Source organism: Mesorhizobium amorphae, assembly GCF_014843845.1.
GTDB lineage: Bacteria > Pseudomonadota > Alphaproteobacteria > Rhizobiales > Rhizobiaceae > Mesorhizobium > Mesorhizobium amorphae_A.
Map to the genome: position 1 here is coordinate 54,244 of NZ_JHQS01000063.1, position 26,025 is coordinate 80,268.

Here is a 26,025-nt window from a genome sequence, read left to right on the forward strand (position 1 = left end):
CCACAGTTTTGGTTCACAAAGAGCCCGAAAAAAGTTCATTATTGTAACACTTGGCGGCGGGAACACCAACGGTGACGGCGAAACGCTGCAAGGAGCAGGTTCAAAGCGTCTTCTGAATCGAGCCTATGAGGGCCGTGACGGCCTGCTTGTATTTTTCGAACTCCGGAGATGTCTGCCGGACTTCCACCGTGGTCGTCCCCTGGCCCGTCCCGGTCGCCGGCGGGAGCTTGCGTCCCATCTTCCTTTCGGCCCAGTCGACGACGTAGCTGGCGGACTTGCCGGTGAGAAACGGGTTGGCCTGGATGACGGCCGACCCGAGCACGGCGCTCAATTGCGACGACCCCGGCGCCGCCAACACCTGATGCGCGCCTTCCATGCCGAGGAAATGGCAGAGATAGAGCCGGCCGGCGGTGATCTGGTGGCCGCGCGCCCTGAGATAGGCTTCGCCTTCGCGCGCCAGATTGCGCACCATCTCGCGCGAAAGCGTGGCATCGTAGCGCAGCGCGAGCAGATCGGCGGTCGACAGCGTGCGGGCGAGGTCGGGACGGTATGTGTTCATCATCCGGATCCAGGTCTTTGATATGAACTGGCCGGCGCCGGTTGCCGAAGACAGCGGGTTCTTGGCGCGGGCACTGCCGCCGCTTTCGACTTGGACGATGCGGTCGGTCAGCGTTTCGACGGCAGGATCGCTCGTTGTTGCGATCGCCGCGGTCACTGTGCCGAGCGGATCGATCGCCTGGCCGTTCTGATAGAGTTCGAAATGCAGATGCGGTCCGGTCGACAGACCAGTGGTGCCGATATAGCCGATGATGTCGCCGGCCTTCACCTTGGTGCCGACACCGCTGGCGATCGCGAATTTCTGCATATGGGCGTAGCGCGTCTCGCGCCCGTTGCCGTTCGCGATCTTCACCAGATTGCCGTAGCCGCCGCCGTCGCCCTGGAAGGTGATCTCGCCATCGAAGGCGGCCGCGATCGGCGTGCCCACTGGAGCTGCCCAATCGACGCCCTTGTGGATGCGAACCACGCCCAGAATTGGGTGCTTGCGCGGGCCGAAGGTCGACGTCATGACACCGTTGACCGGCGTGACCATGCCGTTGGTGACCGTCAGCGAGCGCACCTGATCGTCGCCGCCGACGCAGGCGAATTGGCCGTCGCTCTGCTGGAAGACGAAACAGTCGAGGCTTTTTTCCGTACCCTGCACACCGACATACAAGACCCGCCCGTCGGTCTCACTCTTGCCGCGCGGCGTTTGCGAATAGATTAGAACCAGACGCTGGTCCTCGCTGGCGAAGGCATCCAGGTCCTGTCCTCGCGACAGATACATGATCGCTTCGCCGATCACGCCGGTCGGAACCTTGTTGCGCGCGGCCGTCGAATAGATTGCGTCGAGCAGGCGATACTGCCGTTTGTGCGTGCCTTCCTCCTGTGCCCCCGAATAATTGAACAGATCTTCGCGCACCCAGGGGTCGACACCCGATACGAATGTGCCCATGGAGTTGCGCGTCAGCGTGCCGACAAAGACGTTCTTGGCATAGATCGAAACCTGCATCAGCGACATCGTCGTCGTCTCGCGCGTCGGCCTGAAGCCACGCATGGCGACGACATAACCCGGTTCCAGGCCGTCGCGGTTGAACAGGCTTTTGAGGGCTTCTCCCGCCTGCCTGGCATCCTCGGCGGAGAAATGCGCGTCGAGCGCAACGCTGTCCAGGCTGCGGTCGTTGAGGATCTTCACGAACGTGTCTTCGGTCGCCTCGAAGCGCTGGTACTCGCTGGTGACGGTCGCGACGCTGGTGTTGTTTTCGATCTGGGTCTTCTGGAAGGCGGGAAGGGCGACCTCGCCGGCATCGATCGTTTCGCCCCAACCTGCTTCGGGATCGTCGGCATCAGCCTGCGGCTGCGCAGTTGCCGGCGTCTCGCCCGCTGCTGGCGATGGCTGAAGCTCGATCTGCAGGTCGCTGGCTGGCGCGTCGCTGGACGGCACGTCGCCGGACGGCGGTGGCGCGGTCTGCCGCTGCGCCTGGAAGAATGCGAAATCCTCCTGCGTCGACGGTATGGTGGTCATGAATTTCTCGCTGGCGCTGAGCATCACGTCCGACAGCATTTCGATCTGCGGAGAGACGCCGGCCTGATCGAGTTCCGCCGGCCGCGCGATCGACTGGGCCTTCGACGAGGTGTCGGCATCGGGGGCAAGGGTGATCCACATCGGGTCCCCGGCAAGATCGATGATTGCGGGCACGTAGACGGACGCGTCGGCCGGCACGTCGTCGGCGCCTTCGACAGCGTGCAGGTCCTCGTCCTCGTCGCCGAAGGACCAATAGTCCGCGGTGAGATAGAAGCCGACGCCCAACGAAATCACTGCGAGCACGGCGAAGCCGGCAGCGAACCTCAGCCACAGCCTGCGCCTGCGAAGCGCCAGGCGGGCCTGCTTCTTTGCCTTGAAGCTGGTGTCGATGCTGTGCGTCACGGATTGCGTCCGGTCAGGAAAAACGTCCACCGCGCCTGTTCGAGCGTGTCGACTTCGAGAAAGCCCGCGGCGATATGGCCGCGCTGCCAGCATTCATCGATGCCGCGGATCGAGAAGCGCCGCCGCTCGATGCACATTTCGGTCGACCCGTTCAGGATCGCGTGACCGAAGACATCGGTGGCGTAGATGTAGACGTAGCGGTTGGTCAGCTCCTCGCGGATGACGTTCACGCACTGGTTCGCGCCGATGGTCCACCAGCCGTCGGTCTGGTCGGCATTGTCGACCTTCTGGCCGACGGCAAGATTGACGACATCGAGCGTCTGGTTGCAGACGGTGAATTCGGCGCGCGCGGGATTGGACGACAGGATGGCCAGAAGTGCCGCGCCCAGGATCACGGCAAGCTTCATGCGACCCGTCAGCAGCGCTCTATCTCTTTGTTTTGACGCAATTCCGGACGGAAAACCGCTATGCACTTTTCCTGGAATTGCTCTAGCCCAATCACGCTGTTTCGTGGGCGAGGGGACGGGCGGGAAGGAAGAACGCATTCGGCGGAGTTCCATCGGGCGCCCATGCTACCCGCCGAGCCGGAAATATTTGGCGGTGGCGGAGAATTCTGATCCGCTGGTCTCGATCTCTTCGAGAATCCTGGGCAGGACCACCGAAGCCGGCGTCGGCGCGGAGAAGGCCGCCGCCTGGATGTCTCGCGGGCCGGTGATAACCAGGATGATCTGCGGCACGGCCTTGCCGGCCGCCTTGTCGGCGGCGCCGAGGCCGATCGGGATTTTGAAGGTCGCTCTATCCGATTGCACGACCATGCGGTCGTCGAGGTTGAAGGCCATGCCCTTGTGGTCGATCAGCAGCACGCTGGAGACCAGGCCGCCACGCGTCACCAGCGTGCCGCCGATCGGCGAGCCGTCCGGGACCGATGTCCGGTCGAGAACGAGCTGCGGCTTGTCGGTGGCGGTCCGGCCCAGAAAGCCCAGGAAACTGGTGATCTCGCACTGGGTCGGTTGGATGAGGCGGACGCTTATGTCAGGCTCTACATGGAACTTCGCCTGGAAGTCTTGCAGCATGCGCTCGAAGGGCTGGACTTCCGTGCCAAATCCCTCGATCGCGGCGGATTTGTCGGTCGCCGCCGTCAGGGTCGCATAGAAACAGTCGCCGCCACTGAAGTCGCGCACCCAGGCGGCGCGCAGCGCCATGGCGCCGACGGCCGCCGGCACTTCCGGTTTGGGCATGTTCAAGGCGACATCCGTGTCGGGCGGGTTGGCTACAGGTGGTTCAGGCGGCTGCGCCGGTGCGGTCTTGGCTTCCGGCTGGGCTGTCTCGGGTTCGGGTGCTTGCGCCGTTGCCTTAGGCTTCGTCGGCTGGCTGGCCGGTTGCTCGGGCTTCTGTGTCACCACGATCTCAGGCTGGGGCGGGGGCGCAGCTTTCTCGACCGGTGCAGGGGCTGGAGCGGTCTTGGCGGGCGGTGGGACTGGTGCAATCTTGGGCGGCGCAACCGTCTCCTGGCTGTCGCGGGTCACGGTCTCCGGCTGGGGTGCCGGCGGCGCCTTTTCGGTTGGGGCCTGTTCGGGCGGCGCTTGTTCGGTTGGAGCTTGCGTCTCGGCTGCCGTCGGCTTCGGGGTTTCCTCGACTGGTGGGAGAGGTTCGGCCGGTTGTGCAGGCTCCGGCTTTTGGTCGGCCGCGGCATCTGCCGGACTTTCGGCTGGCGGCGCCGTTGTCTGCGCTTGAGGCTCCTCCGGCGGCACCGGCTTTGCCGGTTCCGGCGCGTTGGACGCGCTATCGGTCGGGGCTGGTTTTGGTGCCTCCGGCACCGAAAGCGTTGTCTTGCCGGCAGGCGGTGACGGCGCCGGCGTCAGGATGCCGCTGAGATAGATGCCTGCCCCCGATACCACGGCCAACGCCGCCACGGCGGCGATTGCGATGTTTCGGGTCGTTTTGGGCTTTGCGGCGGCAGGAGGCGCGACCGCGCGTGGGGCGGCCTTCGAAGGTCGCGGTTCGGACAGATGCGCCGGTCGGACGTGCGGAACGAAGCGCTGTTCTCCGGGGGCCCTTGAAGGCTGCTCCTGGGTTCTGGGGGCAGGCGCCAATGTTCCTCCAGCTCGTGGCAAGCCCGGCCGCTCGCGCGGCTTGAGCGAGGCCGGCGGCGCCGTTGCTTCGCTGTCGGTGTCATCGCGCGTCATCCTGGCGATTTCAGCCATGCTGGCCGGCCGGTCGCGCGGATCCGGCTGCAGCATCGCTTCGACAATGTCCCTGAAATCGGCATCGATGTCGGAGAGGTCAGGGACGGTCCGGCGCTTTTCCACGATCTCGAACTGGGAGCCGCTCATGTCGATCGGTTTGCCGCGCAGCGCCGCGGCCAGCACCAATCCCAGGCTGTAGATATCGGACTGCTCGCTGACATCGCCGCCGTAGAGGCCAAGCTGCTCGGGCGAAACGTAATTGTACTTTCCAGCAAATTTTCCGCCGATCAGCGTCTCGCCGCCCACCGTCGCCGAGCGCGCTATGCCGAAATCGATGATCTTGGCGCGGTCGACCCGGCCGCCCGGCAGGATGATGTTATCGGGAGAGAGGTCGCGGTGTATGGCTCCGGCCTGGTGCACAGCACTCAGGCCGGAGGCGAGGCGATGGCACAGCTTGCGCACATCCTGCAGTGCCATGGCGCCGCGCCGCATGACGTCGAACAGCGATTGACCGTCGACGAACTCCATGGCGAGGTACGGGCGGCCGATGCCGGGATCGATGGTGAAGACGTGATAGCGAACCACTGCGTCATGCGACAGGTGATTGAGGATCGACGCTTCCTTCTTGAACAGGGACAGGATCGTCTGGTCGCGGGCGAACTCGGGTAGGACGATCTTGATCGCGACATGGTCGCCGGTCTGGATGTTGTGGCCACGGTAGACCTCGCCCATGCCGCCGAATGCAATGCGCTCATCGAGTTCGTAGATGCCGCTGAGCTGCGTGCCCACGCCGGTGCTGGCCAGGTTCGGCGAGATTCGCGTCTTGTCGTCGGGGCTCATCAGCCGCTATTCCCCCGCTCTGGGCCGGTCCGGATGCAGCGTCTGCCCGTTGCGCGCATCTCCGATCTTCACCAGCACGATGGTGACATTGTCCGTTCCGCCGCGCGCCAGCACCGTTTGAAGCAGGCTTTCGCATGCCGCGCGCGGTTTGCCCGCCACCGCCGCAGCCTCTATCTCGGCGTCGCTGACATGCGCCGTCAACCCATCGGTGCCCAGCACGAAAATGTCGCCCGGCATGAGCTCGCCTTGCTGGAAATCGATGACGACATCATCGCTGACACCGACCGCATGGGTGATGACATTGCGGCGCGGCCAGGTCAGCGCTTCGGCTTCACTGATGACGCCGCGGTCAAGAAGCTCCTGAACCTCGGTATGGTCTCTCGAAACCTGCGAGATCGACGCGTTGCGGATTAGGTAGATACGACTGTCGCCTGCCCACAGGCAGGCAAAGCGTCCATCCATCGCCAGAAGGGCGGCGAAGGTCGAGCCGATGGTTATGCCGCGCGTTCGCGATATCCGGCGGATTTCGGCATTGGCCCGGCTCAGCCTGTCCTCGAAGCGTGCGCGAAGGTCGGGCGCCGAGCTGGCTATGCCGATCGTTGCCAGATGATCGACGATGCTGGCCGAAGCAACCTCTCCGGCCTCATGTCCACCCATGCCGTCGGCCACCACCCAGAGCCCGGTTTGCGGCTCGACCAGATAGTTGTCCTCATTGTGCTCGCGCACACAGCCCTTGTGACTGACGCCGAAGCTTTCAAAGGGAAGGGCGACATTGTTCAATTTGCCACCAAGCGCTTCTCAGGCGTCCTCTGTGGCGCACCGTCGGGCGCTCGCTCGTGCCAGTCTGCCACAAGCACGAACATTAGAGTATCGAAATCAAGGCCCGGAGGTTCGCGGGCCGGGCAGGGTGTCGTCACAAGCTGGAAGGTCATCTCAAAACGCTTTCGGACAGCTGAACGCGGAAAGTGCGGGAAGAAGGAAGGGAACGGGGCCTGAGCCGGCCTGCAACGTATAGGCGACATCGCGTCCGCCAATGACAAAGCGCGCCTCCATGTTGTCTTCGCTGCCGGTGATGGCCGCCTTGTCCAGCAGCCGCTTCAGCGCCCACGGACCATCGAACGTGATGGCGGATTCGCGGCCCGGCATTTCCGGCGTGAGGCTGAGGCTGGCAGACGAAGACGCCGTGCCGTTCGGCCAGGACACCGTGCTCGGCGTGTTGCCCGCCTGGCTGCTCTGGACGCTCTGTCCGTCGACGTCGAGCACCGCTTGATCGGCGTCGCCATGCAGTGAAAACGGCGTGAAGGTGAGGCTGATCGAGGGCACCGATCCGCCCAGCGGAAAAAAGGCGGCGCGGATTTCCGCCGCCAGCTGGAAGTCCTTCAAGGTCGACTTCGAGAGGTCGCGTCCGAAGCGCGCATCCTGTTTCCAGTTCCAGTCCTGGCCGGTCATGTCGATCAGCGATGCGAGATTCTGTGCGAAGAACCGGTCCATCACGCCGCCCGGCGCGAACAGTTTGGCGAAATCGGCCATCGCAATGTCCTCGGTGCCATTGCTGGCAAAGGGATAGCGGCCGTTGACAGCCTCCTCGCAGGGCTGCGTGACCGTCTGGTCGAGCGCTTGGTTCAAATTCGCCACCGAGGTCTCGGTGACGTTGCCCTCGAACTCGTCGGCCGTCGCATTGACCATGCGGGCAAGCTGTTTTGGCAGACGCGAGACATTGGCGCGCAGCGTGGCGATCTGCAGCTGCAGATTCGCGTTGATGCGCTCCGTCTGCGAAGGGACGTCGGCCGCCAGTTTCAGGCTCTGGTGGATGTCGCGGAAATTCTGGGTCAGCGCATCGATCGGCCGGCGCCCGAGAGGACCGCTCACCAGCGCCTGGAACGACCTGAACTGCGCCTCGATGTTGGCGCCGGGATGCTGGCCCTGTGTGCCCGCGGCCCCCGTGCCGGCGCGGCTTTGCGATTTTCCGCTGCCGATCTGCAGGCCGATGCGAGCCAGGCCCCTGGCGAAATCCGCAGCGTCCTGCGGCTGGTTTCGAGCCGTGCCGGCGTCGGCCTCGCTGCCTGGGCCAGGATCTCGCGTTAGCGCCGTTTCGTCGGCGATCGCGGTAAAAAGCCGGTCGATCGGCGAGCCTGGCGACGAGGCGGCGGACAGCGCGATGTAGTTCGGCTTGTCCTTCAGCATCGCCTTGAATCTCAGTTGGTCGAGAATGGCGTTCCATGCCGCGGCGAATTCCTTGCCGTATCGGTCAAGCAATTCGGGGCCGAGCTTGGGCAATTCCTGGTCGATGCCCCCTTGCTCGCCGCCGCCGCCCAGGACCCACTGGTCGTCGACCAGCATCTGCCCCATGCGCGAGAGCTGCCCGAGGTAGAAGTCGGTGAAGCCGGCATGCGTGTAGAGACCGGGAACGCGAAGATCCGACAGCTCGCTGCCATCGATGCGCTCGAACAGCAGCTGCGCTTCCGGGCCGGCTTTCGCGGCAGCGGAAAAATCCTGCAGCGCCGCCGCGTAGACCGCCGACTTGATCAACGCCGTGGCACGATCGGCAAGGCTCATGCGTCCGAGCGAGCGCTGCGCGGCTTCGACGAGCGGCTGGTTGAGTTGGAAGACCGGATCATAGGCATCGTCCAGCGCAAGCATGGCGCGCAGATGCTTTTCGAGCTGCGCCCGTCCCTCGCGGTTGTTTTCGCCCGGATACCGGTTCTGCTCCCAATCCTGCCTCATCCAGGAAACGATCAGCTCATCGTCGACCTTCGGCGCCTTGCCGCCCAGCATCAGATAGATTTTCAACGGTTCGTAGAGCGCGGCCGGGTCGGCCATCTTGGCCTGGATCGTCCGCTCGGCCTGGATGAGCAACCGCGAGCGGAATGTTCGCTCCAGCGCCTGCCGGTAGGCCGCCTTAGATGCCGAGAGCAGTCTTTCGCGCTGGCTGAGGCCGAAGCTTTCCTCGATCGGTGTCGGCATGTCACCCGTTTCATACCCGGCAGGCAGGTTGCGCAGCTGGTCGAGCGGGCCGATGACGTTTTCGAGGTCGACGTCGGTGACCGTCGTGCTCTTGAGCAGCGCGTCCGCCGTCTGGCGATATTGGCTGATGGCCTGCGCGGTGGAGCCGATCAGCGACCTGTTGGCGGCGAAGCTCAGCGCCAGCGTGCCCAGCACCGCGGCCGCGGTCAACGCGATCGCGCCAAAGCCGCCATATCTGGCGATCGCCGCACGTCGTTCCGCCGCCCTGTCGTAGGAGACCCATCCGGACTCGGCGAAAATGACGCCGGTCAGCAGGTCATGCAGAAAGAAGCTCTTGCCGGTGCCGGAAAGATGCGCCTGGGAAGCGTTGCCGAAGCTGCGGCCGATCGTGCCCAGCAATTGATCGATCGGCGTTCCCTCCTGCGTGCCCGACGAAAAATAGAGGCCGCGCAGGGTGACGTTCACCTGGCTGCGGGCCGGATCGAATATGCCGGTGACAAACCCGGCAATTCGGCTCCTCAGCGCGGCGAATTGCGCCGGAAAGCCGAAGATGGCGATGCGCGCGACCGGATCGGCTTCTTCCTGGAGGCGGTCGGGGATCTCTTCCGCCAGCTGTGTTGCCAGCGCGTCGAATTCCGCGGCGGCCTCGCCGGCCATGTTCTTGTTGCGATCCCCGGTCTGGAATGTCGCGCCCCAGACCTTGCGCCGGCGCACTTCGTCGAAATCGCCGAAATAGTCCATGAAGCCTGAGACAAGGTCGGCCTTGGTGAAAAGTAGATACACCGGAAACTGGATCTTCAGTGTCTCGTAGACTTCGCGCAGACGACTGCGGATCTCCGTGACATGGGCCTCGAGTTTCTGATCGTCGAGGCTGATGAGATCGGCCAGACTAATTGCCAGAATGACGCCGTTGATCGGTTGCCGGGCGCGGTGTGTCTTGAGCAGCGACAGGAAAGCGAGCCAGCTGCTCCTGTCGCGTTGCGCGTCGGACTCCTGCATCGTGTAGCGCCCGGCGGTGTCGATCAGCACGGCCTCGTCGGTGAACCACCAGTCGCAGGACCGCGTGCCGCCAACGCCGGCCACCGGCTGGGCATCGCCCGAACCGGCAAGCGGAAACTTCAGGCCCGAATTGACCAGCGCCGTCGTCTTGCCGGCGCCTGGCGGGCCGATGATGATGTACCAGGGGATCTCATAGAGGAAATTGCGCCTGCCACTCGAGCGCTTGAGCGTCGCGATCGCCTCGGTCATACGTGCTTCGAGCACCTGCGCGTCGTCAATCCTGTCGCGGTTGCCGGCAATTGCGGTTTCGAGCGCCTTTTGCGCCTTTCGCCTTTTCCAGAAACGCCAGCCCCAAGAGAACGCCGCGATCGCCACGATCACGCCAATGATTGTCGCGCGCAGCCAGACGGGTCCCAGCGGCCGCGAGTCGGCGAAACGGATCAGGGGCCCGGCAAACCACACGGCGGCCGAAAAGCCGGCCAGCGCGAGGATGCTGACTATCCGCAGCAGCCAGCCCATCAGCGGCGCCTCCAGCGGGGCGCACTCACAGTGTTTCCTCGCGCGGGATCATCACGTCGACGCGGCGGTTCCTGGCGCGGCCTTCCGGCGTCGCATTGTCGGCGATCGGCTCGTCTTCGCCCTTGCCGTCGACCGCGATGCGCGAAGCGTCCTTGAATTGCGGTGCGATGATGGTTTCGACGGCCTTGGCCCGGGCGACGGAGAGGTCGAAGTTGGATTTGAACGCACTCGATTTTTTCGGCTTCACATTGTCGGTATGGCCAACAATCCTGATTGGTCCCGGTTCGGGGTCCAGTGCCGCGGCGATGTCCGCGGCAATCGCGTTGAATTCGGGCTTCACTTCGGCCTTGCCGGGCTGGAACAACACAAGATTGTTGATTTCCACGACGATGAAATCGCCCTTCGTGCCGACGCTCAAGCCGCCGCCCTCGATCTCCTTGGCCAGTGCCGAGCGGATGCGGTCGAACTGGGTGGCTGCGGCGGGGGCGGGCGGGGCGGGTTTCACCGGCTTGGCCAGCGGCGCCACACTGGCGCGCTCTATGGTGATCGGCGTCGACGGACTGAGCGCCAGCAAATCGCCGGCGAGCGCGTCGCCCTCATCGGTGATGACGACCCGCAAGGCGAAGAATGCCGCCGTCAGCAGCGCTGTCGCGGCGGCGGCGACGGCCCATAGCGGCAGCCGGGCCGAAGGCTGCGCCATCGTTGCCGCCAGGCCTTGCCAATGGGGCGAAATATCCTCGCCGTCCCGCGGCTTGAAGTAGCGAAGCGTCTCATAGACGTCGCGCCGGACGCGTTCGAGATTGTTGTCCTCGCGCGGCAAGCCCCGATACTGGCCTTCGAAGCCGAGCGACAGGCAGGCATGCATCAGTTCGAGCAAGTCGTAATGCGTTTCCGGCTTGGCCAGGATCTTGTTCAGCGCCTCGTAGAAGCCGGTACCGGTGGGTTCGACATGGAAGAAACGCAACACCATGCCGTGCCGCGCCCAGGTCTCCTCTTTGGGCCAGGGCAGGTTGCCGACGAGATCGTCGACGGTTTCGCAAAGAGCAAATTTCGCGATCCGCGCATCCTCATCGGCAACGCCGGATTTCTCTATTGTCCGGCCGAATTTTTCGACCGCTTCGGCGATGTGTTCGGCAAGCGGCTCCGCCTCTCTTTCGACCGGGATAAGCCTGAGCTGGCCAAGCAGCATCAGCAAGGGTGCCGCCGCGGCGAGGATCGGGTTTTGAGCCGCATATTTGACGCTGTCGGCGGCATCGATCAGCACAGCCTGCTGCACGGCGGGCGCCGGCTGGACCGGGGGAGCGCCGGCGACACTGCGTGCGCCTGCGACACTGCGTGCGCCTGCGGTTCCGGGTGGCGCTCCTTGATAGATCACGGTTCCGGAGGTCCAGCCCACCGGCGCATGGCTGCCGACGCCAGGATCGAAGACCGTTGATTGCTTGACCTGCGCCGGCTGCCCGCCATCGGCGCCGGTTTCCTGGGGAACCGGCGCGGGTTTGCGCTCGCGCCGCGGCGCGCGAATGACGGTCTTGCCCGCGGGGCCGAAAGGATCGTCCTTCGAACTCATTGCCGATCCGCAGTCCACGTGCGGCGCCTGCGTTCGCGCCAGAGTGGCGAAAAACGATCCCTGGTCAGGTGCAGGAAATGCGCGCTCCGCTGACGAGGGCAGTGTCCGGAGGAAGACTGGCTACAGAACGCTATCCTGCCGTAACATGACATTTGCCGCAGACCCCCAGGTCAATCAGCCGTACCCGCTTGGCGAACTGTCGTATGTGATCGTAATCTCAGAGATCGCCGATGGGAAGGATGCAGTAGGCCTTCTTAGCGGGCCATGCATCAGGCATGGTTTCCGGGTTCTTGCGGCGGGCTTCAAATTGCCAGTCTATTTCTGCTTGTCGGCCTTGGCATAGGCCTCGCTGAAATAGGCCAGGAACACATCCAGCATGCCGTTTTCGTGGGCTTCCTCCATGCTCCGCCACGTTGCGACAAGGGCATCCCAGGCCTGGCTTTTCTTCGACGTGAACGAGGCAGGCGGCAGCTTCCTGGCTACCGCTTCAGGCGACAGGTCGTCGAGCAGCCGGGAGAGTGCGGCCTGCATGGCGGCATAGGTGGCGAATTCATGCGTCTTCAGATCGCGGAAGGCGTCCTCGACGCTGTGCCTGGCGTCGAGATAGCCGGCCCTGCGCCGCGCGAACATGATTTCAAGGATATCGTCGGTTCCAGGCACGAACTTCAGGGGATTGTTGTCCGTGGCGCTGATCATCGTGCGGTGCGTGCTCTTGGCCAGGATTTTCGCGGCGGCACGGGCTTTCAGCAGCATCGCCAGTTCCTCGACCACCGTGCGCAGCACCGCGCCGATCTCGGCGGCAACCTCATGCGAGTCACGCGCTTGAAGCAAGTCCGGCGAGATGCCGGCCGCGATAGCGATTTCGCGCAGCAGCTCGTCTCTGGTCGAGGGAAGGGACACGGGCTGCAGCGACGGAGCCGACACCGGCGCTCGGTCCGCCGGGCTGAAAGAAGGCCTGTCCGCGAAATCCAGCGGCCGGCCTGTTGGGCTCGGCATTTCCCGTTGCGTCGAGCCATGGCCTTGAGGATGACCGGTCGCGGCGCGTTCGTCGTCGATCGATACGAAAATGACATAGCGGCCGATCAGCAGCCGGTCGCCATGAGCGAGCCGATGCGGGGCGGCCATACGCTGGCTCGAACCGTTGATGAAGGTCCCGTTGCGCGAGACGTCGTAAAGCCAGAACGCGCCTGCCTGGTAGCGCACTTCGCAGTGCCGGCCGGAGATGAACTTGTCCGGGTCGGACAAGGTCCAGTCGCAATTTTCGCGGCCGATCTCGAAGCTGCGATCACGGGCAGCGTAGCCGGTCGAAATGTCGGCGGGCAGGGCGTCGACGTTGTTGATCTGGAGATTGATGAACATCTGGAATAGCCGCAGACCGCTGATCGAAACTTCGCCATTCTAGCAGCTTGTGAGCATGGCGGGACAGCCGCGTTTCAGCCCGCCGATCGCTCGAGCCTGTTACCGGTTTTAACCTCACTTCAGGGTAAGGTTCGGTCGCCGCTTGTTCTTTTTGGCCGGCGGGAAAACATATGCTAGGCTGAATAAGGCCTTGTGTGGCGGCCCAAGAAGCTTCCGAACGTGACGCGGTTAACATAGCGGGAACTTCATATCCTTCACACTGGCGGCCGCGTCCTGGAGGGGCACGACCCATGCCGAACGAACGTGCCACGGTTGTGCAAACGCCGGTTGGCGCCGAGCTGTTGACGTTTACCCATCTTGTCGGGCGCGACGAGATCAGCCGCTGTTTCGCCTATACGGTGGGTTTCGTCAGCACCAGCCACGATGTCGACCCGCTGAAAATGCTGGGAGGCGCTGTTTCTGTAGAAGGCGAATCCGATCCGAAACGCTGGTTCAGCGGGCTGATCTCCGAGTTTCGGCTGACCCGCATCGAGGACCGGCTGGCCTACTACGAAGCCATCGTCAGGCCGTGGCTCTGGTTTCTCGGCAACACCACGGATTGCCGTATTTTCCAGAAGAAAAGCGTCCCCGACATCGTCAAGGAGGTCTTCAACGAATCCGGCATCGCGGATTTCAATCTGCGCCTGCAAGGGTCTTATCCGCCGCGCGAATATTGCGTGCAATATGACGAGACCGATCTGGATTTCGTTCAGCGCCTGCTCGAGCATGAAGGCATCCTGTATTTCTTCGAGCACGACGACGGCAAGCACACGCTTGTGCTCACCGATGCGATGAGCAAGCTGAAGCCGGCGCCGGGCTACGACAAGGTGCCGTATCATTTCGAAGGCCAGGGCTCGCGGCGCGACGTCGAATACATCACGGAATGGATTCCGGGCAGTTCGGTACGGCCAGGCGCCTACGTCCACACCGACTATGATTTCGAGAAGCCGGGCGCCAGCCTCATGGCCAAGTCCGCCCAGCCGTTCGGTCACAAGCAGGCTGCGGGCGAGAATTACCGCAACCCCGGCGCGCATCTCGAATTGGGGCGGGGCGACACTTTAGCTGCGATCCGGCGCGAGGAAATTCAGGCCGTTCACCAGCGCATTTCGGCGGTCGGAACGGTGCGCGGCCTGTTTTCGGGCTGCACGTTCAACCTGGAAGGCTTTCCGCGCGAGGACCAGAACCAGGAATATCTGGTGGTCAGCGCCGAATACAGGCTGTTCGATCCCGGCTACAGGGCCCTTGCCGACGTCGGCAGCGAGAACTTCAAGGTGATCCTCGGCCTGGCGCCGACCGCCTTGCCCTATCGCCCGCCACGCATCACGCCGCGGCCGATCATGCGCGGGCCGCAGACGGCGACCGTGGTCGGCCCGTCGGGCCAAGAAATCTTCACCGACAAATATGCAAGGGTGAAGGTGCAGTTCCACTGGGACCGCCTGGGGAAGAAGGACGAGAACAGCTCTTGCTTCGTGCGGGTCTCGCAGACCTGGGCCGGCAGCAACTGGGGCTTCATCCAGATACCGCGCATCGGCCAGGAGGTCATCGTCGACTTCATCGAAGGCGATCCCGACCTGCCGATCATCACCGGCCGGGTCTACAACGCCTCGCAGATGCCGCCCTACGGGCTGCCGGGCAACGCGACGCAGTCGGGCTGGAAGTCAGACTCCTCGCTCGGTGGCGGCGGCTACAACGAACTGATGTTCGAGGACAAGGCCGGCTCCGAACTGGTCAACTTCCAGGCGCAGAAGGACCACAAGCTCCTCATCAAGAACGACCGCACCAAGTTGGTGCAGCACGATCAGTCCGACCGCATCGACCACGACGCCAAGCACTCCGTCGGCCACAATCTCGACGAGGACGTCGGCAACAACAAAACGGTCAAGGTCGGCGTCGACCAGACCACGAACATCGGCAACAATGATACCGAGACGGTGGGTGTCAATCGCTCGCTGACGGTCGGCTCGAACGAGACGATCGGTATCGGGTCGAATTCCACCGAGACGATCGGCATCGCGCACACGCAGACGGTGGGCGCAGTACAAACGATCACTGTCGGCGCGGCTAGGGTCGACAGTGTCGGAGCATCCGAGACCCGAAGCGTCGGCGGACCGCAGACGAATACGATCGGCGCGACGCGCGACGTCACTGTCGGCGCTGCGCAGAGCCATACGATCGGCGCGGACGACAGTTGGTCGGTTGGCGCCAGCCAGAGCATTCAAATCAGCGCCGATCAAAGCCTCGCCGTAGGCGGCGGCCAGTCGTCGCAGATCGGCAAGGGTCGAAGTGCCAAAATAGGCGAGGACGATGCCACAGATGTCGGTGCGGGGCATCTGCTTACCGTTGCGAAGGACAGCGGGACCAAGGTCGGCAAGAACTTTGTTCTTGAGGCTGGCGATTCTATAACCTTGAAATGCGGCTCGTCGACAATGGTTTTGAAAAAGGACGGCACGATTTTCCTAAATGGCAAGGACATCGGGTTCAAGGCGTCCGGAAAGATAACCGCAAAGGCATCAAGCGATATTGTGCTGAAGGGCTCCAAAATCATCGAAAACTGAGGGAAGAGGCAATGGCGAAAGTCATAGATCGGATCGACGGTGTCGTTATTGGGCAGCTGATGGGTTTCGATGGTGAAACGCCGTTAGTCATATTCGCAGGCAACCTGCGGGACGTTGCTGTGGCGGCTCGCAGCTTGGTGGCGCTTGAAGACGCCGGCATTGGCGCCGAAGTGGCGTTGCTCTTCGAGCAGGGCGATCCGGGTAAGCCCTTGATCATTGGGCGGATCGTGGGGTCGGGCAAGTTACGACCTGAGATATCGCATAGGGAAGGCAAGGTCCTCGTCGAAGCGGTTGGCGGGATCGAATTGCGATGCGGCAAGGCCTCAATTGTGATGCTGCCTGACGGTCGGATCACCATCCGAGGCTCCAACCTCGTCAGCCACGCGTCGGTTGGCAATCGTATCCGCGGCGGCTCGGTACACTTGAATTGACCAGCCCATCAATACGCGTCCGAATAATTCCGGATGTCCTGCGTGAGCATGCGGCGCTGGCTGCTTTTCAATGGGCGCAACGTGACAGCTTGGCTGCGGCCGATCCTCCCGCCGGTGATGTTGTGGCTGGGATTGACGCACGGCTCGAAAGCAATCTCGATGCACTTCGTATAGCAGGCGGCGATGCGTGGCCTTTTGCGATCGAACAATGGGGCGCCTATCCCGAGAAAGGCGAATTGTTCGTCATCGGCTTCCTGGCACTTGAGAATCGGGATGCCGACCTCATCGAACAGGCGGTCGGTTTTGCGCGGAGCCAACCAGATGCCGATCGCGGCTTGATCGGCGCATTTCGCTGGTTGCCGCCTGCCCCGAACGCCGCCCTAGTCCGATCCTGGCTAGGTGGAGCGGACCCGACGAAGCGTGGCTTGGCGGCGGCGATCTTGACAGAGTACGGGGTCGATCCCGGTGATCGATTACCGCGGCTGATCGATGACGATAGTGCCTATGTGCGGGCGCAAGCCTGTCGATTGGCTGGAACCGTCGGGCGACGAGATTTGGCTGAACAGATCCAAGCTCGATTTGACGACGTTGCTGAACCGGTGCGGTTCTGGTCGGGCTGGGCTGGGGTTAAACTGGGACTCGGCACTGAAGCGGCGGAGCGCCTGAAGCCCGCTGCAATCGAGGGATCGTTGGAAGCATTGCGGGCCGTGGTTGAGGCGGGACCGGAAACAACCGTGCGGGCTTGGCTAGGCGGTCTTTTCGAGGCCGAGCCGACGCGGGCGATTGCGGTGCGTGGCGCAGGTATGCTGGGCGATCGCGGCGTGCTGACATGGCTCATCCGTCAAATGGGTGTCCCAACGCTCGCGCCAGCGGCAGGAGCTGCATTCCTGCAACTTTTTCCGGAGGCGTCCAGAGAGGAAGGTCTTTTCGCTACCGATCTGGACGTGCTGGGGGAGGCTTTTCAACAGGACGATGGCCTGTGGGGTGAACTGCCGGTCGCCGCTCGGATCAAGCATTGGGCGGATGAGAGGGGGCTCCTACCTCGCAGGACAATTCGCGCCGATTCCCACTAATCGGTCTCAAGCAGAAGTTATCAAGCCCCTCATCCTGATTCACCATCCACCAAATCACGGTAGGTCTGCTCGCTTTGTTGCAGATAGTCGACGAAATCGTCGTAGTAAAATTCGCTGTCGTCGTCGACATACATGATCTTCCAGTCGGTGTCCTTTGGCTCGGCTTTCTTGTTGCCATCGTCCGGATCAGGCAGCACTAGCAGATATTTGGCTGGTGTGATGTCGGAGGTGCCGATAACCAGTGTATGTTCTGGGTATTCAAGCTCTTCCAGCCAGACGTCATGATACCATTGTGCAAATGCGTTGTTTTTGTAGGCGTTGCCGATGTCTTCGCAACTCATCAACGAGACATGGGCGTCTACGAAATCCCATCCGTTAGAAAGGGACAAGAATAAACGATAGGCATTGGGTAACCTAAATCCCAGTTGGCTCTCAAGCGCTTGAATCGCTTGTTCGGAAGCACGTTCGCACAAGGCCGACACCGGGTCATCCTCATCGTTGAAATAGCGATTGCGAATCGCGACCCCGCGATCAAGCATTTCCTTCAGACGTTTGGCGTCGATTTCGGCCATGGCTAGCACCCTCGTGTGGTGAACTTAGTCACAGTGACATTTCCCTTATCTTTCCGTACGGCTTTGATCTGTGAACCGCTCGATCCGTTCACCGAGCCATCGAGCCAACGGAAGGGACCGTCGGCCCGGCCGCCCACCAACTGCTTTTCGGTGATGTGATCGGCTTGCATGCCAGCAGCCAGCGGATCGCCTTTGGCCTGTTTCTCAGCGCAGGAATGATAGAATTGCGTCGGTTGATTGCAAGGTTCTTGGTCTGGATGAGAGAACTTCCCGGTAACAGTCGTCTTCTCCCAGTTGTTCGCGTACCTTCGTTGCGCACGGCCGCCGGCTGCATTGGCTGCTGGTGACGGCTTGCGCAGCTTGGTTGGACAGCTTTTGTTCATTTCCCGGGCTTTGGCGCGCATCTGTTTTTTCTGGCAGTCACTCCAATTAGGGTCGCATTCGAGGTAGATTTCGCCCTCGCCCGCCACTGGCCCTTGGATGAAACCGCCGAGACAAACAGTGTTTCCGTGGTTCATCTGCAACTTGTCGGACAGTCGGCAGGCATTCTTCCCATCGAGCTTGACGTCGAAGGAATAGAGGATCCATGCAGCCTCTTTCATGTTGGTGCTGGATTTGACACCGCCAGCCGTGCCTGGCTCGTCGCCGGTGCAGCGTGAGAGTTCGGAACCCTTGATGGCAGCCATATTGCCGCCATCGACTTTGACGGTGGTAGTGCCTCCCGTCAGATCCGAGGACATGGAGATAATGATTGGATAGGGGATAGGCACTGGGCCCCCAGGCGAGGGCGTCTTGCACACATCCGGCAACGTGGACTTGGAAATGCCCATCGATCCCTTGTGCGCCAGCGAGTTCGAGGTCCCGTTGATATGTATGGTGACTGACATGCGTCAATTGCTCGAGTTCGGTGTGCGTAGAAGGATCGCGGCCCGGTGGCCGGATTCGGAACCAGCCAGGATCAGGTTTAGTGTGCCGACCGCATAGGCACGTTCGGCCGCCTGCGTGGCCAGCGTCACCAGCAGTGGAATTGTTGCGGCGCCTGTATCTCCCCAGCAGTCGGCCGGAGCAATGAAATCAGCGGGAGCGCGAAACCTCTGCCCCATCCGCGCGAGCATGAAGCCGAACTCATCAGCTCTGTAACTTTCGCCATTCTGGTCGCAATAAATCATGTCAACCTGTTCACCTTCCGGCAGTGCCGAAAGAGCAGATTTCACGGCCCGGCTGAGGCCCCAGCCAAGACAAACGCCATCCACTTTGATGGGAACCTCCTCGCGGTCAAGCGCCACGGCTTCGATCAGCGCACATGGGCGCACCGTACGCTCACGCGCCGTCGCCAGGTTGGAGATCAAGCACACGCCGGCGGCTTCGCCAGGGATGAATCCCCAGGCATTGTAGGTGGCATGAAGTTGCCGATTCTTGTCCAGCCAGCCCACCGTCTCAGCGGCCAGCCAGCTGTCCAAACCTACTACGGCGGCCCAGCGGCCATGGCCGTTGCGCAGCATCTGAACGGCATGGTGAATTGCCGCGCCGCCAGAGGCATGACCATGCATCACGGCAGACAGAACACCAAGGCCGCGCAAATTTTCCGACAGCCGCGCCATGATCCGCTCACTCAATTGCTGATCAAGGCCGGGGCGTGGCTCGGGCAGGGCAATGACCATTGGCAAGGGTCCAAACTCGACTGCATTTGGAATGGCTTTGATGGCGTCCGCAAAAGCCGCAATGGCAAACTCGACAAGGCGCTCTTCCAGTGACAAATCCGGTCGCGAAACGGGAGGGTGGGCGACGATCGCCGGTTCGTTGTGTTGATCAAGAAAAGTCGGATGCTCAAGGAAACGTGCAATACCGGCCCGCACTGCCGCGGCGGATGCTGCTGCAGTCAGGCCGACCGCCGTGCACGCGCCGGTAGATAGGACACATATGCGATCGTCTCCTCTCATTTTGCGGTGGCCATTTCTGTAGTCGCGCGGATGCGCTGGCGCTCCCAAATACGAGTCTCGCGCAATTGCGTAACGCGGCTATGGCATTCCAGATGCGAGTGCCAGACCAGAGACACCGCCGGCAGGTCTGGCTCGAAGAAGACTGTGTGGAGTTTTGCGTCGTGCCGCATTTCGGTCAGGTCATCGAACTCGGTTTCCATGACAAATGAAATCTGTGGCAAACTGAATCGAAGCAGCCCGGACGGATGTAGACCCTGCAGCAAAACGGGTTCGCCGCCGCGCAGATAGCCCGGGACTTGTTGATCGGCGGGCGCCTGCTGGTGGTACCGCGGATCGAAATCCAGGGGCAACAGCGGCAGCCTTTCGTCCTCCCAAGTCTTGTCATAGGTGCCGGCGTAGCGACGGCGCTGCGGCCAATGTCCAGCAATAGCACCGAACCCGGCGGGCTGCGGCCGATCACTGCGCGACGAAATAAACGCGCGAGGATCCTCAATGTTCGGGATCGGCGTACCGGTCAGGGCACTGGTCGACGTGCTAAAGCCCACGCCGACCGGATTCGGCTCGTACCAGACCGGGCCATTCGGCCCGGCTTTTCCGGCGGCATCCATACCCCCAAAGGCGCGGGTCCAGGTGATTGGCATACGCACAAAAGGCTCGGGAGTCCCGGGTCGTCCGCCCTGCCACGCGCGATTTCCGAAGACAACCAGGTCTTTGCGCAGTGGGCCGACCTGGATCGCGACATGCAGTCGTTCGGCCACATGACCGCTTGGAGCGCAGGCATGCCCCTCGACAAGGACGTCGGTGGCGAGCTTGAGATGAGGCAGGTCGCTGTCCGCGCGCAAATACATCGCAGCGCCTTCGCCGGCAAACTCCGGTGCAAGTTTGACGTCGGGTTGAAGCTTCTGATCCTGCAAGGTGAGACTGCCGTCTTCGGCGATGAGGAAGCGGCCCCGCAACGCAACGAGCCAGACCTCGCGCCCGTCCATATCGCGTACCCAGGCTCGGTTCGCTTTATAGGGCGTGGAGTTGTTCAACGCCCACATGTTGAGCTCCACTCATGGCCGGCCTTGTCCATGCCCATGGTGAATTGATGCGGATACCCCATCTGGTTCCAGATTTGCATCAGCTGGTCTCCAGGCTGGCAGCGAAGACCTGCTCCAGCGTCGCTTGCGGCGACTGCGGGTCGATGTCGAAAATGTCCGAACGGCTGGTCCACATCACCAGGTCGCTGATGATCTCGTCGCCTGCCTCGACAGGCGGCACCGGCAATGCGGACAGTGCGCTATCCAGTTCGTCCGGCGTCAGCTCGCCCTGTTGGGCGGCGGCCGCCGTTTCCTCGATCCTGGCGAACCATGCATCGGCATGAGCCAGTTGCAAGGAAGCTTCGGAGAGCTGCGCGACAACACTCAATGGGAATTGCCTGCCGACCCTGTCGGCGCTCTGCAGAACAATACCTGCCGATGCGCCGAAAGTGGCTGGGCCGGCCAGAAAGCGCAGCGCGGTGCCGCGCGGCCAGGAGTCCGAGCCGATCAGCGGGACGAGATGCTGCGCCAGCCAGCGGTCCCAGACGCGAACAAAATCCGCCGTCAGCCGCCGCGATACGAAATCGCCGGTGGCTGGCATTTTGCCGTAGAGGCCGGGCAGGATCATATCTGTGGCGGACATGTGAATTTCTTGAACATCTCCAGATTGTAGGGGTTCTCGACGCTGGCGGCCTTGAGCTCGAAATCGGCGTACATGCCTTTCGTGCCGAGCCGCAGGCTGTAGACGTCGGAGAGCGAGGTTCCGGTGAAGCGGCCGCCCTTCAGCATCCTTAGCCAGGCCCAGCTGCCGGTTTCGTTGAGCATGATTTCGGGCGAGCCGTCGATCGGCTGGAAGGCGAGCGAAATCACGCCGGTGCCGTCCTTGCCGGGCCAGGTCATCGGTTGCGGCCGCGTCGCGTTGTTGTAGTAGACGAGGCTCTGGCCATCGAGATTGAGTGTCACGCGCGTGACGTTGGGAGACAGGTCCTTCGGTTCGAGCGTGAAGCTCATCACTGGGCCAGTACCGCCGGGGAAAAGATCGTCGCGGATGCGCCTTGCCTGTTCGAATGCCGCCAGCGCCGCAGGGTCGAGGCCGAAATCGGCGCGCCATTTCCAGGGCTGGCTGGCGGTGTCGACATAGCTGATCAAATGATCGTTGGTGAAGGCGTCGATCAGGCCGGCCGGTCCGAACAGGCGGGCGAAATCGCGGACATTGACGTCCACCGCACTCTCCGGGCTGAACGGATAGCGGTCGTTGAGCGCCGCTTGGCAGAACGGCAGGATGTCGGCGCGCCAGATGGCGTTGAGCTCCGAGGTGACCGCCTTCTGAGTCAGGCCGCTGGTGTCGCCGGCGATGCCGCCCAGCCAGTCGTCGATCGGATCGGGCAGGATCTGCGCCTGCCTGGCGACGGCGCCGGTCAATTCGGCAAGCCCGCCCTGTTTCTTGATGGCGTCCTGCGGATCCGGATTGGCGGTGACCGTCTGCAGCACGTTGGAGAGTGCCGTCAGCGCCACAACGGCAGCGTCGAGCGCCGGCGGCTGGCCGTCGACCTCGGCGATCGCGCCCTTGAGCGGCTTGAAGTGTTCGGCCACCAGGCTGCCGGTCAGGTCCACCTGGTCGGCGGAGCCGGCGCGCGGCAGCAGCTTTGCCCCGGTCTTCACGACCTTGCCGAGCTTGCCGAGCTTGCTGAGCAGTTTCGAGCCGCCCTTCGCCGCCGCCTTGTTGTCTCCCGCGGGCGCCTCATCCGACCGGGTCAGATCCGTCTCCTGGATCACCGCCGTCAGCAGCCGTTTCAGCGCGGAGTCGGCGCTGGAAAGGTCCTTGAGGTTTTCGCTGGCGACATTCAGGTCGCTCAGTGGCGCCAGCCTCATGTCGCGCAGAAAACTGTCCCATTGCGCGATGTAGTCGTCGTAGTAGAGCTTCAGAATGTCCTCGGACAGTGCCGAGACCGAGGTTTCGGAATTCTCCGAGCAGCCGCCGGCAAACACCGCGCGATCCAGTGCCGCCTGTGCCGCCACATCCTCGACCCGGTCGAGAACGGCATCGTGGAAGCCGGCATAGGTGAAGGCGCCTGAAACGCCGACGCGAAGTGTCTTGTCGGAACGGCGGGCAAAGACCTTGGCGCCGTTGGGGCCGGCGAAATTGGCGGGGATCCATTCCTTGACCGCGGCCACTTCCGGGTCGGCCAGAAGCTGCTTGTAGGCGCGCTGTGGCAACGAAATCGTGCATACCGTCTTCAGCGCCTCGGCGACCAGCGCCTTGTCGGGCGCTATGTAGTTGTCGTCGACCGCCATGCGGCGGATCGCGGCAAGCTGATGCTCCTCCGCGTCAGTGGTTGGGAAGGGCGGCGCGGGCGCGAATTCGGGCAGGCTGTTCACCCACCAGCTCTGCGCGAAGTCGGCATCCATCTGCGACAGGCCGGTCATCATGCGATAGGTCTTCAGCGCGCCGAGCATGAAATCCGGATCGCGGATCTGCCGCCACATCGTCGCCTCGAGCAGCGCCACCATGTGCGGCTCGAGAACATTGCGCAGCGCGTGGTCGTAAGTGTCGGCCTGGGCGCGCAACAGTTCCGCCGACGCCGAAGGGCCAAGCAGATCCTGGACTGCATCGGGCGGCGCCGTGCGCGCGACCGCCACCTCGTCCATGGCGCCGAGGGCGCCGTCGATGGCGGGCTGCTCCACCGATGGCGGGTTCTCGCCGGCCGTGGTCAGCGGCGCCTGCAGCGCCTCGAACTGGCCGGCCTGCGCCGTGATCGCGTTGCGGTTGTCAAAGTAGGACCAGGTGAACAGGCCGCCGGCAAGCAAGGCCGCCGCCGTGCATGCGGCGGCTGCGCCGCGCCAGATCCAGGTGCGACGGCGCTGCGCCAGCGGGTCGAAGGTTCCGAGACCGGCCTCCTTGAAGATGACCTCGGTCAAAAGGTTCTTCAGGAAGAAGCTGCGCTTTTCAATCCTTGGCGCCGGCATGGCGCGTCGCGGCGGCAGACCGAACGAGGACGACAATGCCGCGGTCAGCCGGTCGATGGGCGCGCCTTCCTGGGTCGCCGATGTCAGATAGAGGCCGCGCAGCCAGGCGGCCTCCTCGTAGCGGCTTTCGCCGAACATCGCTTCGATCAGCACCTGGATCGGTTCGGAGAGGCTCGCCAGCTGGGCAGGAAACCGGAATATCTCGGCGCGCGAGGCGAGCTTGTCCTCGTCCTCCAGGCGCGGCACCAGACGCCGTTCGAGTTCGGCCGCGAGCGTCGTGATTTCCCGTTCGATGGTCTTGGCGTCGACGCGCGCATCGAGCGCGAAGGTCGTCCCCCACACCTGCTCGCGCGAAGCCGTCGACAGGCCGCCGAAGAAAGGCTCGAAGCCCTTGATCAGGTCGGCCTTGGTCAGCATCAGATAGACCGGCAGCCGGATCTCGAGCCGGTCGTTGAGTTCGGCCAGCCGGCGGCGGATCTTGCGGCCATGCGCCTTGATGGCTTCGTCACCCTCGGAAAGCGTGTCGATCGACAGCGCGACGATCACGCCGTTCAGCGCCCGGCGCCCGCGGTGCTTCTTCAACAGGTCGAGGAAGCCCAGCCATTCCGCCGCATCGACGTCGGGCTGGCTTTCCTGCTGGACATAGCGGCCGGCGGTGTCGATCAGAACCGCGTTCTCCGAGAAGAACCAGTCGCAATTGCGGGTGCCGCCAACGCCTTGCAGATCGTCGGTCAGGTCGATGGGAAAGGTCAGACCGGACTGCCGCAAGGCCGTGGTCTTGCCCGTGGCCGGCGGCCCGACGATCACATACCACGGCATCTCGCGCAGGAACTTGCGCCCGCCCAGCTTGCGACGTTTCAGCTCGGCCATCACCTCGGCGAACTTGGCGCCGACGGCGGCGACGTTCTCTTCGCCGGGGCCGAGCGGTTTTTCCGCGACCGGCGCGGCGATCTCGGCCACGAACAGGCGGTTGGCGCGGATGGCGCGGCGCTGGGCGATAATCAGCCAGATCAGCCACAGGATGATCAGCCCCGCGATGATGGCGATGCGCACATTGTCGGAATCGAAAGGCGAATAGGGACCGACCTGGACGATCGGGCCGAAGATCCAGATGACCGCCGAAAGCAGCGTGATGCCGATCAGCGTCCACAACCAGCGCGATGTCAGGACCGCCCAGAGGAAGCGCAGGATGAACATCTCACAGCCTCTTCTCGACCAGCACCTCGACGCGGCGGTTCAAGGCCCGGCCCTCGCGCGTGCTGTCGTCGGCAACCGGATCGGTGGCTGCGCGGCCTTCGGAATGGACGCGGTCCTGCGGTATGCCGTTCTGCACCAGCATCTCGGCAATGGTCGCCGCACGCTCTTCCGACAGTCGCTGGTTGGTGGACAGCGGGTTCGACCTTTGCAGGGGAATGCTGTCGGTGTGGCCGACCACGGTGATCTTGCCGATCAGTTCCTGATTGGCGAGGATTACCTTGGCGATCGACCCGATCAGCGGTTCAAAGCCTTCCGTCAACGTCGCCCGCGACGACTGGAACAGTTCGGGATTGGAGGCCTGGATGACCAGTCTGGCCAGCGAGACGCTCTCGGTGCCGCTGAGTGCCTTCTTGAGGTCGGCCGGCGCGCCGGCCTCGAATTCAGGCAGCAACGCGAAATCCACGGTGACCGCCTCCGGTGGCGGCTCTTCGAGCTTCGGCAAGGCGCGGGTGATGTCGGCGCGGCTGGGCGGCGGCAGTGCGCGAACCAGCGCGGAAAGCTCGACCGCCTGGCTGCTCAGCCCCATCGACAGCCCGACATGGACCGCGGTGGCGATGACTACGGCGCCGAGCGCCATCACCCAGATCGGGACGATGAAGCGCTGCGGCTCGTCGGATGCGATCACGCCTTTCCAGTTTGGCGACAGCGGTGCGCCTTCGGCATCGGCGTCGCGCAGGAAGCGTGCCGCCGCCACGCGCACGGCATTGATCGAGCGGTCGCCCGAGCGGCCCGGCACGCGATATTTGCCGCGGAAGCCGAGCGCCAGGCAATGGTATTGCAGCTCCAGGAGTTCGCGATCCCGGTTCGGATGGCGCTCCAGTTCGTCGAGACGGGTGAAGAACTGCGTGCCGGCATCGACGTCGCCGCGCAGCATGACCACAAGCGGCTGGCGCGGCCAGACGCTGGCGCCGCCCCACGGCGTGTTCAGGGCAAGGTCGTCGAGCAAGGCCGCGACCACCCACGCCGCCTGATCGGCCCGCTCCATCGAGGACCCCGCCGCCATTGCCGTGTCGCGGGCGCGAACCAGTTCGTCGAGCAGCCGGGTGCGCAGCGCTTCCGGGTTTTCCGGCGGCAGCGCGCTTTCAAGCTCGGGCGCGAATTCGAGCAAGGGTGCGAAGGCGTTGACGAGCGCATTAGGGTGCGCTCGGGAGCGCTTGACCGGCGCACCTGGCAGCAGCGGCGCCATCGGCCGCGGCATCGGCGAGCCGGTCAGCCGTATGCGGGTGCGTTCGCGATCCTCCGACAGTCCGAAAGGATCATCCCGGCTCATG

Annotated in this window: 17 protein-coding genes; 3 read left to right on the forward strand and 14 right to left on the reverse strand. The window is 63.3% G+C overall.

The window, feature by feature from the left end; genetic code table 11:
• Window positions 1-100: 100 nt before the first annotated feature.
• The 7 genes from DH08_RS29500 to tagH all read right to left on the reverse strand — a co-directional run bounded on the left by DH08_RS29500 (window position 101) and on the right by tagH (window position 12,898).
• On the reverse strand, window positions 101-2,464 hold the full coding sequence (locus DH08_RS29500) for a peptidoglycan DD-metalloendopeptidase family protein (RefSeq protein ID WP_192182783.1): 2,364 nt from the start codon (window positions 2,462-2,464) through the stop codon (window positions 101-103).
• On the reverse strand, window positions 2,461-2,871 hold the full coding sequence (locus DH08_RS29505) for a DUF1036 domain-containing protein (RefSeq protein ID WP_192182784.1): 411 nt from the start codon (window positions 2,869-2,871) through the stop codon (window positions 2,461-2,463). The genes DH08_RS29500 and DH08_RS29505 overlap by 4 nt, the downstream gene beginning before the upstream one ends.
• 165 nt (window positions 2,872-3,036) lie before the next feature.
• The gene (locus tag DH08_RS29510) at window positions 3,037-5,490 is read right to left on the reverse strand and encodes a serine/threonine-protein kinase (RefSeq protein WP_192182785.1); all 2,454 of its coding nucleotides are present in this window, start codon (window positions 5,488-5,490) and stop codon (window positions 3,037-3,039) included.
• A gap of 6 nt (window positions 5,491-5,496) precedes the next feature.
• Complete coding sequence (locus DH08_RS29515; protein WP_192182786.1) at window positions 5,497-6,270, reverse strand: PP2C family protein-serine/threonine phosphatase; 774 nt, start codon at window positions 6,268-6,270, stop codon at window positions 5,497-5,499.
• A 153-nt stretch (window positions 6,271-6,423) separates the two neighbouring features.
• Entirely contained in the window at window positions 6,424-9,972 is a 3,549-nt protein-coding gene (tssM, locus tag DH08_RS29520) for a type VI secretion system membrane subunit TssM (RefSeq protein ID WP_192182787.1), read from the reverse strand.
• A gap of 25 nt (window positions 9,973-9,997) precedes the next feature.
• A complete protein-coding gene (gene tssL, locus DH08_RS29525) occupies window positions 9,998-11,539 on the reverse strand; it encodes a type VI secretion system protein TssL, long form (protein WP_192182788.1) in 1,542 nt (513 codons plus the stop codon).
• 315 nt (window positions 11,540-11,854) lie between these two features.
• Entirely contained in the window at window positions 11,855-12,898 is a 1,044-nt protein-coding gene (tagH, locus tag DH08_RS29530) for a type VI secretion system-associated FHA domain protein TagH (RefSeq protein ID WP_192182789.1), read from the reverse strand.
• 290 nt (window positions 12,899-13,188) lie between these two features.
• Here tagH and DH08_RS29535 point away from each other — a divergent pair, with 290 nt between their 5' ends.
• From DH08_RS29535 to DH08_RS29545, 3 genes are all read left to right on the forward strand, one after another.
• Window positions 13,189-15,492 carry a type VI secretion system Vgr family protein gene (locus DH08_RS29535; RefSeq protein WP_192182790.1) on the forward strand — a complete coding sequence of 768 codons (2,304 nt, stop codon included), beginning with the start codon at window positions 13,189-13,191 and terminating at the stop codon, window positions 15,490-15,492.
• Between the two features lie 11 nt (window positions 15,493-15,503).
• Window positions 15,504-15,923, forward strand: coding sequence for a DUF6484 domain-containing protein (locus DH08_RS29540; protein ID WP_192182791.1), 420 nt, complete (start codon window positions 15,504-15,506; stop codon window positions 15,921-15,923).
• A gap of 89 nt (window positions 15,924-16,012) precedes the next feature.
• Window positions 16,013-16,996 carry a hypothetical protein gene (locus DH08_RS29545; protein WP_192182792.1) on the forward strand — a complete coding sequence of 328 codons (984 nt, stop codon included), beginning with the start codon at window positions 16,013-16,015 and terminating at the stop codon, window positions 16,994-16,996.
• A 29-nt stretch (window positions 16,997-17,025) separates the two neighbouring features.
• On the opposite strand, the gene DH08_RS29550 is transcribed toward DH08_RS29545, so the two are convergent.
• The 7 genes from DH08_RS29550 to icmH all read right to left on the reverse strand — a co-directional run bounded on the left by DH08_RS29550 (window position 17,026) and on the right by icmH (window position 26,024).
• A complete protein-coding gene (locus DH08_RS29550) occupies window positions 17,026-17,568 on the reverse strand; it encodes an SMI1/KNR4 family protein (RefSeq protein WP_192182793.1) in 543 nt (180 codons plus the stop codon).
• A 2-nt stretch (window positions 17,569-17,570) separates the two neighbouring features.
• The gene (locus DH08_RS29555; protein ID WP_192182794.1) at window positions 17,571-18,455 is read right to left on the reverse strand and encodes a DUF4150 domain-containing protein; all 885 of its coding nucleotides are present in this window, start codon (window positions 18,453-18,455) and stop codon (window positions 17,571-17,573) included.
• A 3-nt stretch (window positions 18,456-18,458) separates the two neighbouring features.
• Window positions 18,459-19,508, reverse strand: a complete 1,050-nt coding sequence (locus DH08_RS29560; protein ID WP_192182795.1) for a beta-ketoacyl synthase N-terminal-like domain-containing protein — start codon at window positions 19,506-19,508, stop codon at window positions 18,459-18,461.
• Window positions 19,505-20,551 carry a DUF2169 family type VI secretion system accessory protein gene (locus tag DH08_RS29565; RefSeq protein WP_192182796.1) on the reverse strand — a complete coding sequence of 349 codons (1,047 nt, stop codon included), beginning with the start codon at window positions 20,549-20,551 and terminating at the stop codon, window positions 19,505-19,507. The genes DH08_RS29560 and DH08_RS29565 overlap by 4 nt, the downstream gene beginning before the upstream one ends.
• Window positions 20,552-20,630: 79 nt before the next feature.
• The gene (gene tagF / locus DH08_RS29570) at window positions 20,631-21,158 is read right to left on the reverse strand and encodes a type VI secretion system-associated protein TagF (protein WP_192182823.1); all 528 of its coding nucleotides are present in this window, start codon (window positions 21,156-21,158) and stop codon (window positions 20,631-20,633) included.
• Window positions 21,155-24,694 (reverse strand): type VI secretion system membrane subunit TssM, encoded by a 3,540-nt coding sequence (gene tssM, locus DH08_RS29575; RefSeq protein WP_192182797.1) that lies wholly within the window; start codon window positions 24,692-24,694, stop codon window positions 21,155-21,157. The genes tagF and tssM (DH08_RS29575) overlap by 4 nt, the downstream gene beginning before the upstream one ends.
• Before the next feature lies 1 nt (window position 24,695).
• Window positions 24,696-26,024 carry a type IVB secretion system protein IcmH/DotU gene (gene icmH, locus DH08_RS29580; RefSeq protein WP_192182798.1) on the reverse strand — a complete coding sequence of 443 codons (1,329 nt, stop codon included), beginning with the start codon at window positions 26,022-26,024 and terminating at the stop codon, window positions 24,696-24,698.
• Between the last annotated feature and the right edge of the window lies 1 nt (window position 26,025).

Bases quoted from the DNA above. Each gene is read 5' to 3' on its own strand.
- DH08_RS29505 (WP_192182784.1), bottom strand. From the start codon at position 2,871: ATGAAGCTTGCCGTGATCCTGGGCGCGGCACTTCTGGCCATCCTGTCG.
- DH08_RS29510 (WP_192182785.1), bottom strand. From the start codon at position 5,490: ATGAGCCCCGACGACAAGACGCGAATCTCGCCGAACCTGGCCAGCACC.
- tssM (WP_192182787.1), bottom strand. From the start codon at position 9,972: ATGGGCTGGCTGCTGCGGATAGTCAGCATCCTCGCGCTGGCCGGCTTT.
- tssL (WP_192182788.1), bottom strand. From the start codon at position 11,539: ATGAGTTCGAAGGACGATCCTTTCGGCCCCGCGGGCAAGACCGTCATT.
- tagH (WP_192182789.1), bottom strand. From the start codon at position 12,898: ATGTTCATCAATCTCCAGATCAACAACGTCGACGCCCTGCCCGCCGAC.
- DH08_RS29535 (WP_192182790.1), top strand. From the start codon at position 13,189: ATGCCGAACGAACGTGCCACGGTTGTGCAAACGCCGGTTGGCGCCGAG.
- DH08_RS29540 (WP_192182791.1), top strand. From the start codon at position 15,504: ATGGCGAAAGTCATAGATCGGATCGACGGTGTCGTTATTGGGCAGCTG.
- DH08_RS29550 (WP_192182793.1), bottom strand. From the start codon at position 17,568: ATGGCCGAAATCGACGCCAAACGTCTGAAGGAAATGCTTGATCGCGGG.
- DH08_RS29555 (WP_192182794.1), bottom strand. From the start codon at position 18,455: ATGTCAGTCACCATACATATCAACGGGACCTCGAACTCGCTGGCGCAC.
- DH08_RS29560 (WP_192182795.1), bottom strand. From the start codon at position 19,508: ATGAGAGGAGACGATCGCATATGTGTCCTATCTACCGGCGCGTGCACG.
- DH08_RS29565 (WP_192182796.1), bottom strand. From the start codon at position 20,551: ATGTGGGCGTTGAACAACTCCACGCCCTATAAAGCGAACCGAGCCTGG.
- tagF (WP_192182823.1), bottom strand. From the start codon at position 21,158: ATGATCCTGCCCGGCCTCTACGGCAAAATGCCAGCCACCGGCGATTTC.
- tssM (WP_192182797.1), bottom strand. From the start codon at position 24,694: ATGTTCATCCTGCGCTTCCTCTGGGCGGTCCTGACATCGCGCTGGTTG.
- icmH (WP_192182798.1), bottom strand. From the start codon at position 26,024: ATGAGCCGGGATGATCCTTTCGGACTGTCGGAGGATCGCGAACGCACC.